Here is a 15764-nt window from a genome sequence, read left to right on the forward strand (position 1 = left end):
TCTCGGGAGCGGCGCGTCGGCGCCGTCCGCCGTGCTCTACGGCGGTCCCGTCACCCTCGCCCGCCCGGCAGCCCGGCCGGCAGGTGCAGGCGTCCCCGATCGCCCGGGCTCAGTCGGCCGGGTCGCCACCCTCGGGCCGACTCACGCCGATGCCGGCCTCCCGGGCCTTGACGACCAGGGCGGCCCGGTCGGTGACGTCGAGCTTGGTGAAGATCGCGTACACGTAGTTGCGCACGGTCTTCGTGGTCAGCACGAGCACCCGGGCGATGGAGGCGTTGTCGTGCCCCCGGGCCACCAGCTCGAGGACCTCGCGCTCCCGGTCGGTCAGCTCGGCGAAGACACCGGCGCGGGCGCTGCGCGCGCCCGTGAGGAAGTCCACGGCCCGACCCGCGACCTGGGGACCGAGCATGACCGAGCCGGCCGCGATCGCGCGCACCGCGCTCTCGATCTCCTCCGGCTCCGCGCCCTTGACCAGATAGCCGCGGGCGCCGGCCCGCAGCGCCCCGAAGAGCGCCTCGTCGTCGCCGAACATCGTGACGACCAGGACGCCGGTGGTCGGACGGGCGCGCAGGATCTCGCGCGTCGCGTTCGCGCCCGACCCGCCGCCCAGGTCCAGGTCCATGAGCACGACGTCGGGGGCGGTCGCGGCCACGATGGTGACCGCCTCCTCCTCGGAGGCGGCCTGGCCGACGACGTCGAAGCCGGTCTCCTCCAGCAGCGACGACATCCCGATCCGGAAGACCGGGTGGTCGTCGACGACGACGATCCGGATCCGGGGCGACTCGTCCGGCTTCATGGCAACACCATCCTCACGCGGGTTCCGGGAGCCTCCGGGCGAGGCTCCACGACGACGGTGCCGCCGAGCTCGTCGGCCCGTTCGCGCATCGACGACAGGCCGACCCCGGTCCGGGGGGCCTCGCCGATGCCGCAGCCGTCGTCGACGACGTCGAGGACGACGCCGCCGTCGTCCGGGATCATGACGGCCAGGTCGACCGTAGCGGCCCGCGCGTGCCGGTAGGCGTTCATCAGCGCCTCGGTGGCCACGTGGTAGACCGCGATCTGGTGCCGGGTGTCCAGCGCGGCCGCCGGGTCGACCGCCGTGCGCACCTCGAGCCCGGCGCCGCGGAACCGGGTGGCCAGGACGTCGAGGGCGGCGGCGAGGTCGCCGTCGTCGAGCTGGACGGGCAGGAGGGAGCGGGCCAGCATCCTGATGTCCTCGGTCCGCCGGGTCAGCTCGGCCCGCATCTCGTCCATCAGCGCGGAGGCGCCCTGCGGGTCGTGCAGCAGCCGGCGCTGTGCCGCGGCGAGGCCCAGCCCGACACCGGCCAGCGCCGGACCGAGGCTGTCGTGCAGTTCGCGGCGCAGCATCCGGCGCTCCTCGTGCCGCACCTCGCCGAGGCGTTCCGAGGCGGCCCGGAGGCGCAGCTGGGACTGGACCAGGTCGAGGCTGAGGGCGAGGACGTCGGACAGCGACCGGAGCACCCGCCGGGTGCGCGCGTCGAGGCGCTGGCCGGGCGCCGCCAGCACGGTCAGGTCGCCGACATGGCGATCGTCCACGACCAGTCGGACGCTCGCCCGGTGCTCGGCCGGCGCCGGCGGGCGATCGACGCCGCTGCTCACCGCGACCAGCGGCTCGGCCGTCGACACGACCGCCACCCGGCCGAGCCGCAGGCCGTCGCGGACGCTCTCGACCAGGGCCGGCAGGACGTCGCTGCGGCCTTCGCCGCGCACCTGCCGACCGAGCTGGGTGAGCAGCCGGACCGGGTCCGCGGCGCCGCCGTGCACGAGGCGGTCCACCCGGCTCTGCAGCCCTTGACGCAGGGGGTGGATCACCAGCGCCAGGCCCGCGACGACCAGGGTGCGCGCCGCATCGTCGCTGACCGGAAGCAGTCGGATGGCCAGGCCCACCGAGCCGACGTAGAGCAGGGCGACGACCGAGGACAGCAGGGCCCAGACGACGAGCCGGGGCACGACGATGTCGGGCCCGCGGTCCCAGGTGCGCAGCACCACGACGACCACCGAGAGGCAGAGCAGGACCTGTGCGATCGCGATGGTCGGGACGCCCAGCGGCTGGACCGTGGCGCGGCCCCAGCCGGGCGGCCAGAGCTGCAGCATCGCCATGCCCACGAACATGAGCGCGACACCCGCGGCCAGGACGCCGTACGCGCGGGCGCCGTCACGGGGCTCGGTGCGCCACTGGCGGACCACGTCGGCGACGGCGAGGAGTCCCACGACGGCCGAGGCGCCGATGCAGGTCCAGATCAGGGGCAGGGTCGCGGTGTCGACCACGGTGCCGACCACGGTGCCGGCGAGCGACAGGGGATTGGGCGGCGCCTCGGGCTGTTGGCTGACCAGGCTCAGCAGGGTGATGAGCCCGGTGGCCAGGAAGCCGACCCAGGCCAGGGCCCGCCGGATCCGGGTCAGGTGGCCCGGACGCAGCAGCCACGGCAGCACGGTGATCGCCAGGAAGCCGCCGGGCGCGGAGAGCCAGGCGGAGGCGTGGATGGCGAGGCCGGCGCCGGGCAGCCCGGGGTGGGACCAGGTCAGGAAGCTCCACGCCAGCGCGAAGGCCGAGGCGCCGAAGCCGACACCGATGAAGGCCGTGAGCCAGCCGGCCGGATGGTCGCCGCGACGCACGATCATGGCCGAGGTGGGGCCGGTGGTGAGCGCGATGAGCACGTAGAGCGCGAAGAAGCTGCGCTCGGCGTACCAGGGGACGTCGTCGAAGGGCGCACCCGCCGCCAGGGTCATCGCGACCGCGCCGAGGGCCGGTCCCCAGGTCAGGGCGACGATCGCCAGCGCACCCCTCCGGCGCCCGACGCTGTCGGGCCGGCTCCCGACGCGCTCGTCCATGGGCCGCATTGTGCTGGATCCGGCGGCCCGGCGGGCACGGACCGCAGTCCTCGTTCGGCCGGGCCCCTCGGTCCCCGGGTGCCCAGACCGGTCTCAGGATCCGTCGAAGGCGAGCCGGAAGCCGCCGTCGCGGGGGTCCACCTGGAAGCCCGCCTCGCCTGCCATCCCGCTGACGATCTCGTGGCCGAGGCCGGGCGGCTCCTCCCGGCTCACGTCGTAGCCGGCGGCCCCGCTCAGTGCGTCCTCGTAGTGGTCGAGCACCGCGGCGGCGTCCTGCTCGGTGGCGTAGTCGACGGTCTGCACGCTGCCGTCGCCGCCGGACACCGCGCAGAGCACCGCTCCGGCGGGCGGCGCGGGCCAGTCGGCGGGCAGGACGGCGTCGGCGAGGTCCGGCTCGCCCCACGCCATCGGGAAGGCCGCGTCGCACTCCTCGGGCACACCCGAGTCCGTCTGGGCGTCGGCGAGGTCGTCGGCCGCCTCGCTGATCTCGTCGGCGGACCCGTCGCCGGACGGGTCGTCGCTGCCGCACGCCGTGAGGGCGAGGACGGCGAGGACCGCGGCGGCGGCCGCGGCGGGGCGGGCAAGGGTGATGGACATGGCTCTCCTCGTTCGTTCGGCCCGCGGCGTCTCGCGGACGGCGGGCAGCGAGCCTTCCGGCGGGGACGACCCGACATCGAGAGGCCGTGGTCCCCGAACACTCGGGCCGTCGGGCAGGCTGGGGGGCATGACCGGACGAACCGAGCCCGACGGCCGCACCATGCGCGAGCGGATGGACGCCGGCGACCTCTATCTCGCCGACGACCCCGAGCTGATCGCGGCCTACGTCCGCGCCCAGGAGCTCACCGAGGACTACAACGCGACGGGAGTCCACGACCGCGAGCGCCGTACGGCGATCCTGGGCGAGCTCCTCGGCGCGATCGGCGAGGAGACGGCGATCCGCCCGCCGCTGCGGGTCGACTACGGCAGCCGGGTGCGGATCGGGGCGCGGGCCTTCGTGAACTTCGGCCTGGTCGCCCTCGACGTCGCGCCCATCACCATCGGCGACGACGTGCAGATCGGGCCGAACGTCCAGCTGCTCACCCCGCTGCACCCGCTGGAGGCCGGTCTGCGGCGCGACAAGTGGGAGAACGCCCGGCCCATCGCGATCGGCGACAACGTCTGGCTCGGCGGCGGCGTGATCGTCTGCCCGGGCGTGACCATCGGCGCGAACACGGTGGTCGGCGCCGGCTCGGTCGTGACCCGGGACCTGCCCGCGGGGGTGCTGGCGGTGGGCAACCCGGCGCGGGTGGTCCGAGAGCTTCCCGCGTGAGTACGACGACCGTCTCGCTCGCCGACGTCCTCCGCGAGCGGCGGCGCACCGGCAGCCGCCCCGGCCGGCGCGACGACGGACACCGCGTTGCGTTGGCGATCGAGGGGGGCGGCAGTCGCGCGGCGTACTCGGCCGGCATGGTGCTGGCGATCGACGAGGCCGGGCTGACCGACTGCTTCGACGACGTCTACGGCACCTCCGGCGGCGCCCTCAACGGCGCCTGGCTGCTGAGCGGTGAGGCGCAACGCTGGATCCGCAGCTGGGCGTGGCCGGAGGTCGCCGCCGCGAAGGTGACCGACCCGCGTCGGCTGCTGTGGGGCGGACCCGTGGTCGATCTCGGTCGCCTGGTCCACCACGTCTACGAGAAGGTCACGCCGATGGACTTCGACGCGATCCTCGCCAACCCGATCGGCTTCCATCCGATCGCGACCGACGCCGTGACGGGCGAGGCGGCCGACCTCGCGCCGTACGTCACGGACCGGCTCGGCGCCCAGACCGCCCTCCGGGCCAGCTCCTGCATCCCGTTGCTGGCCGGGCCGCCGGTCCGGGTGGGCGATCGCCGCTATGTCGACGGCGGCCTCTCGGAGGGTGTGCCGTTCCGCACCGCGCTCGCCCAGGGAGCCAGCCATGTGCTGGTGCTGCGCACCCGCCGCACCGACCAGCGGGCCGTGCCGCCCTCGCGGGTCGAGCGGGCACTGCTCGCGCCGTACTTCCTGCGCCACGGGCGGGCGGCCGGCGTCGCGCACATCGGCCGTCACCGGACCTACGCCGCGGACGACCTCGAGCTCGCCGCGGGCACCACCGCCGCCGTACCGACGCTCGTCGAGGTGCGGCCCGCGCTCGGATCGCCCGACGTGACGCGGCTCAGCGGCGACCTGACGACGATCGACGCCGCCATCGACCACGGGCGCGTCGTGATGAGCGACTTCCTCGACCGGGTCCCGGACTGACGGGGACCGGCCGATGCCCGAGACACCGCAGCGCCGTCCGCGCGACCGCAAGCAGCAGATCGTCGTGGTGGCCGCCCGGCAGTTCGAGCGCGCGGGATTCCACGACGTCTCCGTCGCGGACATCGCGGCGGAGGTGGGTGTCTCCGCTTCGGCGCTCTACCGCCACTTCCGCGGCAAGGCCGACCTGCTGGCGGCGGCCGCCGAGCAGGAGATCGCCTTCCTCGACCGTGCCTACGGCGCCGTGGACGGCCTGCCCGGGCTGCTCGACGAGGCGGCGGGGCTGCTGGTGCGCCCCGACCGGCCGGGCAGTGTGTGGCAGGGCGCTCAGGTCTTCCTGGAGCCGGATCGGGCGGCCTCGCTGGAGCGGCGCCATCGGGCGGCCCTCGAGCCGCTGCGCCGCGCCGTCCTGGCCGAGGTGCCCGGCACGAGCGAGACCGACGCAGCCGTGCTCACCTGGGCGGTCCATGCGGTGCTGGGCACCGGTCGTGCCTTCGAGCGGGCCCGGGTCGACCGGGAGCGGGCGCGACGGCTGATGGCCGACGCGGCGGCGGCCGTTGCGGCTCTGGGGCGTCTGGTGCCGCCCGGAGCCGTCGCGGTCCCGGTGGCGGCGCCGGGCGAGGGGCTGCGGCCGGCGTCGCGACGCGAGGCCGCGCTCGCGGCCGCGGTACGCCTGTTCGCCGAGCGGGGCTTCCACGCCGTGGGCATGGACGACATCGGCGCGGCGGCGGGGATCTCCGGACCGACCCTCTACCACCACTTCCCGCGCAAGTCCGCGCTGCTCGCGCACGTCGCCACCCGGTGCCTCGACGCGATGCACTTCGACCTGGCCGGGATCCTGTCGGCCACCGGTGACCCCGCGGAGGCGCTGGACCGGGCGCTCGCGTCGCTGGTGCGGATCAACGTGGCGCAGGGCGACTCCCTGGCGGCCCTGTTCTCGGAGGTCGTGCACGTGCCCGAGGAGGAGCGAGCGCCGATCCGGCGGATGCAGCAGGACTACGTCGACGAGTGGGCCGCGCTCCTTGGCGCCTGCCGGCCCGACCTCGCCCGGTCCGACGCCCACGCCCTGGTGCGCTCCACACAGACGGTCATGAACCGGATGCGGCGGCGCCTGCCCCTCGCCGAGGCCGACCAGCGCACGGCGCTGGTGTGCATCGGCAGGGCGGTGCTGGGAACGCGGTCGGCCGGTCACGGTATGTAGATGAAGGTAGACAAATACGTCGTAGCATGGTTCCCATGAAGTCGATCACCGTCGCCGAGCTCCGGCAGAACCCGACGGAGGCGTTGCGGGACGTCGAGTCCGGCGAGACCTATGTCGTGACCCGCCATCGGCGGGAGGTCGCCCGGCTGGTGCCGCCGGTGGCGGAGGCGGAGCTGATTCCTCAGCGTGCGCACGCCGGCTCGCGGCTGACCGAGCGCCCACGGCGGCGGCTGCGGACCGCGGCCTCGGTCGAGGAGTTGCTCAGCGCCATGGAATCCGACTGGTGACGCGGTACTACCTCGACACCTCGGTCGCGGTCCACGCACTGCTCGGTTCGCGACCCGCCGAGGAGTGGTTCGACGCGGTCACGGCCGACCCCGCGGACAGCATCGTCTCCTCGCGCCTCCTCCGCACCCAGCTCACCCGGGTGCTCCGCCGGGAGGAGATCCCCCTGGCCGAACGGGATGCTGTTCTCGACCACGTTGCGCTGGTCCTCCTGACGGAGGGAATCCTGAGCGTGGCGGAGGCGATCACTGACCATGTGAAGACCACCGACGCGGTGCACCTGGCCTCGGCGATCGCCTGCGGAGCGGAGACGGTCGTCGTCACGCACGACCTGAATCTGCGCGCGGTCGCGGAGAATCTGGGACTTCGGGTGTACGACCCGCTGCTCGACGCCGGGGACTCCCCAGGTGGCGCCGGCTGACCGGTCGACCTCGGAACGATCGGACCCCGCCACTAATCTCGGCCCCGATGACCCTGCACCTGCACCGCGCCGCGCGGACCGACCTCCTCGCCGACGAGCTCGGCGAGCTGCTGGCCGTGCCGCTCGCCGACCCGTTCGCCAGCGAGGTCGTCGTGGTGCCGGCGAAGGGCGTGGAGCGCTGGCTCACCCAGCGGCTCTCGCACCGCCTCGGCACCGGTCCGCGGGGCGGCGACGGTGTGTGCGCGGGCGTGCGCTTCCTGCAGCCCGCCTCGCTGGTCGGGCTGCTGCTCGGTCGCGATCGCGACGACGCCTGGCACCCCGACCGCCTCGTGTGGCCGCTGCTCGCGACCATCGACGACTCCCTCGGCGAGCCCTGGTGCGCGACCCTCGCGACCCACCTCGGGCACGGTCTCGACGGCGAGGCGGGCGAGCTGCGCCGCAGCCGGCGCTGGTCGGTGGCGCGGCGGCTCGCAGAGCTGTTCGCGTCGTACGCCGTGCAGCGTCCCGCGCTGGTCCGCGACTGGCGTGCGGGGCGCGACACCGACGGCGCGGGCGAGCCGCTGGCGGCGGACCTCGCCTGGGAGGCCGAGCTGTGGCGGCGGCTGGTCGACCGGATGGCCGCGGCCGGCCATGCCGAGCCACCCGACGTCCGGCACGACCGGGTCCGCGCGGCGCTGCGGTCCGGTGCGGTCGACGGTCTCGACCTGCCCGACCGGCTCTCCCTGTTCGGCCACACCCGGCTGCCGGAGACCGAGATCGACCTGCTCGTCGCGCTGGCGGCGCACCGCGACGTCCACCTCTGGCTGGCCCAGCCGTCGGCGGCGCTCTGGGAGGCGGTGGCGACGGCGGGCGTCGAGGTGGGCCCGCGGGACCGGGCGCCCTCGGCCGAGCTCGCCCACCACCCGCTGCTCGCCTCACTGGGGCGCGACGCCCGCGAGCTGGCGACCGTGCTCGGCGCGCGGGTGCGCGCGGGGGAGGCGGCCGACGTCGGCGCGGTGCCGGACCCGGCCGCGCCCGACGACCTGCTCGGCTGGCTCCAGTCCGACCTGCGGGCCAACGCGGTGCCCTCCGACGAGGTCCGGTCCGGCCGGGTGCTGCGGGCCGGCGACCGCTCGGTCGAGGTGCATGCGTGCCACGGTCCGGCCCGGCAGGTCGAGGTGCTGCGCGAGCTGCTCGTCGGGCTGCTCGAGGACGACCCGACCCTCGAGCCGCGCGACATCGTCGTCATGTGCCCCGACGTCGAGACCTATGCGCCGCTCATCTCGGCCGGCTTCGGACTGGGCGACCTGATCGGTGAGCCGGCCGGGGCAGCCGGACCGGGTGGCACGGGCAGCCCCGGCGGCACGGGGCTGCACCCCGCCCACCAGCTACGGGTCCGGCTCGCCGACCGCGCGACCAGCAGCACCAACCCGCTGCTCGCTGTCGCCGTGGTCCTCGTCGAGTTGGCCGGCGGTCGCGCGACCGCGTCCCAGGTCCTCGACCTGCTGGCGCGGCCGGTGTGCCGGCGACGGTTCGGGTTCACCGACGACGACCTCGCGCGGATGACCCGCTGGGTCGCCGAGGCCGGCATCCGCTGGGGCATCGACGCCACCCAGCGGGCGGCGTACGCCATGGACGGGTTCGAGCACAACACCTGGCGGGCCGGCCTCGACCGGCTCCTGCTCGGGGTCGCGATGAGCGACGACGAGCACCGCCACGTCGGGCGCGGGCTGCCCGTCGACGACATCGCCAGCGGCGAGATCGAGCTCGTCGGCCGGCTCAGCGAGGCGGTGGCCCGGCTCGGCGCCTGCCTGACCTCGCTCGACCGGGCGAGCGCCGCCGAGCAGTGGTTCGCGGCGCTCGCCGACGGCGTGCGCGACCTGTGCGAGGTCGACGACGACGAGGCCTGGCAGCTGCCGCAGTTCGAGCGCGAGCTGGCCCGGGCCGGCGCCGGCGGCGACCCGAGCGACACCGGCGACACGGGCGACACCGGCGTGCCGCTGCGGCTCGCCGACGTGCGGGCGCTGCTGCAGGGCCGGTTGGCCGGCCGCCCGACCCGGGGCAACTTCCGCACCGGCATGCTGACGGTCAGCACGATGGTGCCGATGCGGTCCGTGCCGCACCGGGTCGTGTGCCTGGTCGGTCTCGACGACGGCGTCTTCCCGCGGTCCACGGGCAGCCATGGCGACGACGTCCTCGGCCGACGGCCCCGGGTGGGCGAGCGCGACCTGCGCGGCGAGGACCGGCAGCTGCTGCTCGACGCGATCCTCGCGGCGGGGGAGCGGCTCATGGTCACCTACACCGGAGCCGCCGAGCACACCGGGCAGGAGCGGCCGCCCGCCGTCCCTCTCGGCGAGCTGCTCGACGCGCTCGACCGCACGACCGCGGCGCCGGTGCGCCCCCAGCTCCTGGTCCGCCATCCGCTGCAGGCGTTCGACCCCCGCAACCACCTCGCCGGCGCGCTCGTGGGTGCCGGCCCGTTCAGCTTCGACCGGGCCTCGCTCGCCGGAGCCCGTGCCTCGGTGCGCGAGCGGACGCCGGTGCCGGTCTTCCTCGACGGCCCGCTGCCTGCCCGCCCCGTGCAGGACGTCTCGCTCGCCGACCTCATCGACTTCGTGCTCCGTCCGGCCCGCTCCTTCCTCCGCGGGCGCCTCGACGTCGCCACCCCGTTCGAGCCGGGCGAGGTCGCCGACGCGATCCCCGTCGACCTCGACAACCTGGAGAAGTGGGGCATCGGCGACCGGCTGCTGCATGCGGTCCTCTCCTCCGACGACCCGGCCCGCACCGGCGAGGCGGTCATGCTGGCCGAGCAGCTGCGCGGCTCGCTGCCCCCGTTCGGGCTCGGCTACGGCACCCTCGCCGACGTCGTCCGCGACTGTCAGGCGCTGCTCCGGCAGAGCGCCCCCCTGCGGGCCGCGCCCGCCCGCAGCGTCGACGTCGACGTCGACCTCGGTGATGGGCGCCGGCTCACCGGCACCGTGCCGCGCGTCCACGGCAACCAGGTCGTCGACGTGACCTACTCCCGCCCCGGTCCCCGGCAGCGGCTCGCGGGCTGGCTCCAGGTCGTCGCCCTCAGCGCCAGCCATCCCGACGAGAACTGGACCAGCCACGCGGTCGCCCGCGCCAAGGGCGGTCCCCAGCGGGCGCTCGCCGGGCCGCTCGACCACCGGGCCGCCGCGTGGCTCGCCGCCGTCGTCGCCCTCTACGACGAGGGCGCCACCCACCCCCTTCCTCTCCCGTTGCGCACCGCCCACGCCTGGGCCGAGGCCCGTGCCAAGGAGCTGCGCGGCATGGACATCGACCCCGTCGACGCCGCGGCCGCGGCCTGGACCACCGACCCCTTCAACCCGTGGGGCATCACCGGTGAGGACGACGACCCGGCGCACCGCCGGGTCTGGGGGCCGGCGGCGCCGGTCTCCGTGCTGATCGACGCCGGCCTGCCGGCGTACGCCTGGACCCTGTGGGAGCCGCTCCTGGCCGGCGCCGAGAAGGTGGGCCCGCTATGAGCGCTCCAGGACGCCCCGCCCCGACGCCGATGGCTCCGTTCGACATCCGCGGACCGCTGCCGACCGGGACCACCCTCCTCGAGGCCAGCGCCGGCACCGGCAAGACCTGGACCATCGGCGCCCTGGTGACCCGGTACGTCGCCGAGGAGGGGGTCCCGCTCGAGCAGCTCCTCGTCGTCACCTTCGGCCGGGCGGCCAGCCAGGAGCTGCGCGAGCAGGTCCGCCACCAGCTGGTCGAGGCCGAGCGCGCGCTGAGCCCGGAGCCCGCCGATGTCCCCGCCGAGCCGACCGAGGTGATCGCGCAGCTCCTCGACTGCCCGCCCGAGCAGCGGCTCCTGCGGCACCGCCGGGTCACCCAGGCGCTGGCCGACTTCGACGCCGCGACCATCGCCACGATCCACCAGTTCTGCTCGCTGGTGCTCGACTCGCTCGGCGTCGCCGGCGACACCGACGCCCGGGCCCGGCTCGTCGAGGATCTCGACGACCTGCTGGTCGAGGTCGTCGACGACCTCTACCTCCGGGCCTTCGCCCAACTGCCCGACGGCACCGGCCCCGCCTTCTCGCACACCGAGGCCCTCGCCATCGCGCGCACCGTGGTCGGTGACCCGCAGGCCGAGCTGGAGCCCGCCGACCTGCCGCGCGACGACCCGGCCGGGCGCAAGGTCGCCTTCGCCACGGCGGTCCGCGCCGAGCTCGACCGGCGCAAGCGCCGCCTCGGCGTGCTCTCCTACGACGACCTGCTGCGCCAGCTCGCCGACGCGCTGGAACCGGCCGACTCACCGGCCCGGGCGCGGATGCGGGCCCGCTGGCGGATCGTGCTGGTCGACGAGTTCCAAGACACCGACCCGGTGCAGTGGACCGTCTTCGACCGCGCCTTCTCCGGCCACGCGACGATGGTGCTCATCGGTGACCCGAAGCAGGCGATCTACGCCTTCCGCGGCGGCGACGTGTCGACGTACCTCACCGCGGCCGAGACCGCCACCACCCGCCAGACCCTGGCCGTCAACCGGCGCAGCGACGCGGAACTCCTCGCCGGCCTCGGCCACCTGCTCGGCGGCGCCGAGCTGGGCGACCCGCGGATCGTCGTCCACGACGTGCAGGCCCACCACTCGGGCTCCCGGCTGGCCGGAGCGCCCCGCCCGGCGCCGTTCCGGCTGCGGGTGGTGCGTCGGGAGACCTTCGGCAAGCGCGGCACCACCGCGCTGCCGGTCGCGAAGGTCCGTCCCCACATCGCCCGCGACCTCGCCCACGACGTCCGCGCGCTCCTCGCCGGCGACGCCACCTTCGAGGGCCGGCCGCTGCGCCCCAACGACATCGCGGTGATCTGCTACCGCCACGCCGACCTGGCCGCCGCTCGCGCCGCGCTGCAGGAGGTCGGCGTCGCCGCCGTGATCGCCGGCGGCGGCAGCGTGTTCGCCACCCCGGCCGCCGTCGAGTGGCTGTCCCTCCTCGAGGCGCTCGAGCAGCCGCACCGCACCGCCCGGGTGCGCGCCGCGGCGCTGACCTGCTTCCTCGGATACGACGCCGCGGCCCTCGACGCCGGCGGCGACGAGCTGAGTGACGACCTGGGCGACCGGCTACGGTCGTGGTCCGAGGCGCTGGGCCGGCGCGGTGTCGCCGCCGTCGTCGAGGCCGCCACGTCCGGGGGTCTGCCGGCGCGGCTGCTCGGCCAGGTCGGCGGCGAGCGCACGCTGACCGACATCCGTCATATCGGCGAGGTGCTCCACGAGGCCGCGCTGCGCGAGCAGATGGGAGCGGTCGCGCTCCTGGCCTGGCTGCGCCAGCAGGTCCTCGAGGCGCGTGAGGGCCGGGGCGCCGAGCGCACCCGCCGCCTCGACTCCGACGCCGCGGCCGTGCAGTTGGTCACCATCCACGCCAGCAAGGGCCTGCAGTATCCCGTCGTCTACCTGCCGTCCCTCGCCGACCGCTGGGTCGGCAAGCCCGACCGGCCGCTGTTCCACGACGCCGCCGGCCGGCGCTGCCTCGACGTCGGCGGCTCCGGCCCCGACTGGTCCGACCACTGCCGGCGGTGGGCCGAGGAGGAGAACGGCGAATGGCTGCGGCTGCTCTACGTCGCCCTCACCCGCGCCCAGAGCCAGGTCGTGGCCTGGTGGGCCCCGACCCGCAACGCCGAGGCCTCGCCGCTGCACCGGCTGCTCCTGCGCCAGCCCGCCACCGACGGCGCGGGGCTGCGCGCCGACGTCCCCGTCACCCCGCCGGTGCCCGACGAGGACGCCGCCACCGCATTGTTCGCCGCGTGGCGCGACCGAGGCGCGTTCGTGCCCGAGGTCGCCGAGCCCGCGGCCGCACCGCCCGCCCCGGCGCCCGCTCCACCGGCCGCGCTCGCCGCCCGCGACTTCACCCGCGCCGTCGACACCGGCTGGCGGCGCACGTCCTACTCCGCCCTGAGCAATGTCGACCTCGGCACCCCGCTCGCCGTCGGCAGCGAGCCCGAGGTGGAGCCGAAGGACGACGAGAAGGAGATCGCGCTGGTCGAGGCCGGGGCCGACGACCCCGCCCTCGCCGTCCCCTCGCCGATGGCCGGCCTGCCGGTGGGCGCCACCTTCGGCTCGCTGGTGCACGCCGTGCTGGAGCACACCGATCCCGGGGCCCCCGACCTGCGCACCGAGCTGCTCGGGCACATCGCCGAGCAGCTGACCTGGTGGCCGGTGCCCCTCGACGCCGAGGAGCTCGCCGATGCCCTCGTCGCCGTGCTCGACACCCCGCTCGGCCCCTTGATGGACGACACGACGCTGCGTCGGGTCGGCACCGCCGACCGCCTGTGCGAGCTCGACTTCGAGCTGCCGCTCGTCGGGGGCGACCACCCGGAGCGCCGGGCCGGCGCGCCCGCCGGTGATGTCCTGCTCGGCGACATCGCCGGCCTGTTGCGCACCCACCTGCCCGAGGACGACCCGGTCCGGGCGTACGCCGACGCGCTCGCCAACCCGCTGCTCGGCGACCAGGTGCTGCGGGGCTATCTCACCGGGTCGATCGACGTCGTGCTCCGGCTCCGCTCCGGCGACGGCGGCGACCCGCGGTATGTCGTCATCGACTACAAGACCAACTGGCTCGGTCCGACCGACGCGCCGCTCACCGCGGGTGCCTACCGGCCGACCGCCCTCGACGACGCGATGGGGCACTCCGACTACCCGCTCCAGGCCCTCCTGTACGCCGTCGTGCTGCACCGCTTCCTGCGCTGGCGGCAGCCGGGCTACGATCCGGCCCGCCACTTCGGCGGCGTCGCGTACCTCTACCTGCGCGGCATGTGCGGCCCCGAGACGCCGCGGGTCGACGGGGCGCCGTGCGGGATCTTCACCTGGGAGCCGCCCGTGGCGCTGGTCGTCGCGCTGTCCGACCTGCTCGACGGAGCCGGCCCGGCCGGAGGGACCCGATGACCGAGCTGTTCGAGCCCACCTCCCACCACGATCCCCGCCTGGCCCGCGGTGCCCGGGGCCTGCTCGGTTCCTTCAACGCCGCGGGCGTGGTCGACGCCGCCGACGTGCGGGTGGCCGAGCGGGTCGCCGCCCTGGCCGGCGAGCACGACGACCGGGTGCTGCTCGCCGCGGCCCTCGCCGTCCGCTCCGTGCGGGGTGGATCGGTCGGCCTCGACCTCGCCGCGCTGCCCGATCCGGCGGACCTGCCCGACCTGCCCGACCTGCCCGACCTCGCCTGGCCGGACCGTGCGGACTGGACGGCCGCGATCGAGGCGTCCGCGCTGGTCGCCGCCGAGGTGCTCCACGTCGAGCACGACCTGGTCTACCTCGACCGCTACCACCGGCTCGAGCGGCAGGTCGCCACCGATCTCGCCGCCCGGCTCGGCCGGCGCGCGACCCCGGCCGTCGACGAGGGCGTGCTGGCCGCGACGCTGCAGCGGGTCAGCGGCGGGCACCTCAGTCGCGAGCAGGCCGCGGCGGTCGAGCATGCCGCCCGGCACCGCACGACGGTCCTCACCGGTGGCCCGGGCACGGGCAAGACCACCACCGTCGCGCGGCTGGTGCTGGCGTTGGCCGACCAGTTCGCGGTCGCCCACGACCGGCGGATGTCGATCGCGCTGGCCGCCCCGACCGGCAAGGCGGCGACCCGGCTGCAGGAGGCGGTGACGGCCGAGCTCGGCGCGCTGGGTGCGCTCGGCGACGGCGAGCACCAGGTCGCGCCCCCCGAGGCGATGACGCTCCACCGGCTGCTCGGCTGGCGCCCCGACAACGCGACCCGGTTCCGCCACGACCGCGGCAACCGGCTCAAGTACGACCTGGTCGTCGTCGACGAGGCGTCCATGGTCGACCTGACGATGATGGCCCGACTGTTGGAGGCGGTCCGGACCGACAGTCGGCTGGTGCTCGTCGGCGACCCGCGCCAGCTCACCTCCGTCGGCGCCGGCGCAGTGCTCTCCGACCTGGTCGCCGGGTTCGCGGCGCATCCCGACTCCCCGGTGGTCGCCCTGACCGAGAACCACCGCTCCACCGAGGAGATCAAGGAGCTCGCCGCGGCCCTGCGCGACGACTCGCCGGACCTCGACGAGACGGCCGACCGGGTGCTCGAGGTGCTCCGGGCCGGCACCGGCGAGGTCGTCTGGGTCGAGACCGACGACCCGGTCACGGCCCTGCAGGACGAGTGCACCGCGGCGGCGCTGCGCGTGCGCGAGGCCGCGCTCGGGGCCGGTGCCGAAGCCGCCCTCGCCGAGATCGAGGGCTTCCGGTTGCTGTGTGCCCACCGCGACGGCCCCTACGGCGTGCGGGTCTGGAACCGGCATGTCGAGCAGTGGCTCGCCGCCGAGCTCGGAGCCCCCCTCGGCTCGGCCTGGTACGCCGGCCGCCCGCTCCTGGTCACCAGCAACGACTACGCCCTCGACGTCTACAACGGCGAGACCGGCGTCGTCGTCACCGACCCCGCGGGCCGCCCCCGCGCCTGGATCGCCGGTGCCGGCGCTCCTCGCCCCTTCGCCCCGGGCCGGCTGGGCGCGATCGAGACCATGCATGCGATGACCATCCACAAGAGCCAGGGCAGCCAGGCCACCCGGATCGCGGTCCTGCTGCCCGAGGAGGGCTCGCGCCTGCTGAGCCGCGAGCTGTTCTACACCGCCGTCACCCGCGCCCGGGCGAGCCTGCTCGTGGTCGGCTCGGAGGCCGCCGTCCGCGCCGCGGTGACGACGACCGCCCAGCGCGCCACCGGGCTGCGGCATCGCCTCACGGACGTCCCCGAGGTCGCCGGATAGCCCCACTCGTTCGTCGAGTAGCCCGGACTGCTGCCGCGCCCAACCGGTGGG

At 75.5% G+C, this 15764-nt stretch carries 11 protein-coding genes; 8 read left to right on the forward strand and 3 right to left on the reverse strand.

Translation table 11 applies throughout. From position 1 onward, the window contains the following. Window positions 1-109 precede the first annotated feature (109 nt). The 3 genes from QJ852_02125 to QJ852_02135 form a co-directional block, all read right to left on the reverse strand. Window positions 110-796, reverse strand: coding sequence for a response regulator transcription factor (locus QJ852_02125; protein ID WGX97241.1), 687 nt, complete (start codon window positions 794-796; stop codon window positions 110-112). After that, entirely contained in the window at window positions 793-2853 is a 2061-nt protein-coding gene (locus QJ852_02130; protein WGX97242.1) for a histidine kinase, read from the reverse strand. The genes QJ852_02125 and QJ852_02130 overlap by 4 nt, the downstream gene beginning before the upstream one ends. 93 nt (window positions 2854-2946) lie before the next feature. Then, window positions 2947-3450 (reverse strand): hypothetical protein, encoded by a 504-nt coding sequence (locus tag QJ852_02135; GenBank protein ID WGX97243.1) that lies wholly within the window; start codon window positions 3448-3450, stop codon window positions 2947-2949. A 127-nt stretch (window positions 3451-3577) separates the two neighbouring features. Here QJ852_02135 and QJ852_02140 point away from each other — a divergent pair, with 127 nt between their 5' ends. Genes QJ852_02140 through recD form a run of 8 tightly spaced genes read left to right on the forward strand, consistent with a single transcriptional unit; the run spans window position 3578 to window position 15713 of the window. Further along, window positions 3578-4162 (forward strand): sugar O-acetyltransferase, encoded by a 585-nt coding sequence (locus QJ852_02140; protein WGX97244.1) that lies wholly within the window; start codon window positions 3578-3580, stop codon window positions 4160-4162. Next, on the forward strand, window positions 4159-5112 hold the full coding sequence (locus QJ852_02145) for a patatin-like phospholipase family protein (GenBank protein WGX97245.1): 954 nt from the start codon (window positions 4159-4161) through the stop codon (window positions 5110-5112). Before QJ852_02140 ends, QJ852_02145 begins: the two co-directional genes overlap by 4 nt. Window positions 5113-5125: 13 nt before the next feature. Beyond that, window positions 5126-6310 (forward strand): TetR/AcrR family transcriptional regulator, encoded by a 1185-nt coding sequence (locus QJ852_02150; GenBank protein WGX97246.1) that lies wholly within the window; start codon window positions 5126-5128, stop codon window positions 6308-6310. Between the two features lie 35 nt (window positions 6311-6345). Continuing rightward, entirely contained in the window at window positions 6346-6597 is a 252-nt protein-coding gene (locus QJ852_02155) for a type II toxin-antitoxin system prevent-host-death family antitoxin (protein WGX97247.1), read from the forward strand. Further along, on the forward strand, window positions 6594-7016 hold the full coding sequence (locus tag QJ852_02160; GenBank protein ID WGX97248.1) for a PIN domain-containing protein: 423 nt from the start codon (window positions 6594-6596) through the stop codon (window positions 7014-7016). Before QJ852_02155 ends, QJ852_02160 begins: the two co-directional genes overlap by 4 nt. A gap of 47 nt (window positions 7017-7063) precedes the next feature. Continuing rightward, a complete protein-coding gene (gene recC, locus QJ852_02165; protein WGX97249.1) occupies window positions 7064-10501 on the forward strand; it encodes an exodeoxyribonuclease V subunit gamma in 3438 nt (1145 codons plus the stop codon). Further along, window positions 10498-13896, forward strand: a complete 3399-nt coding sequence (locus QJ852_02170) for a UvrD-helicase domain-containing protein (protein WGX97250.1) — start codon at window positions 10498-10500, stop codon at window positions 13894-13896. Before recC ends, QJ852_02170 begins: the two co-directional genes overlap by 4 nt. After that, window positions 13893-15713, forward strand: coding sequence for an exodeoxyribonuclease V subunit alpha (recD, locus tag QJ852_02175; protein ID WGX97251.1), 1821 nt, complete (start codon window positions 13893-13895; stop codon window positions 15711-15713). Before QJ852_02170 ends, recD begins: the two co-directional genes overlap by 4 nt. Window positions 15714-15764: the final 51 nt, after the last annotated feature.

The organism is Nocardioides sp. L-11A, from assembly GCA_029961745.1.
Taxonomy (GTDB): domain Bacteria; phylum Actinomycetota; class Actinomycetes; order Propionibacteriales; family Nocardioidaceae; genus Nocardioides.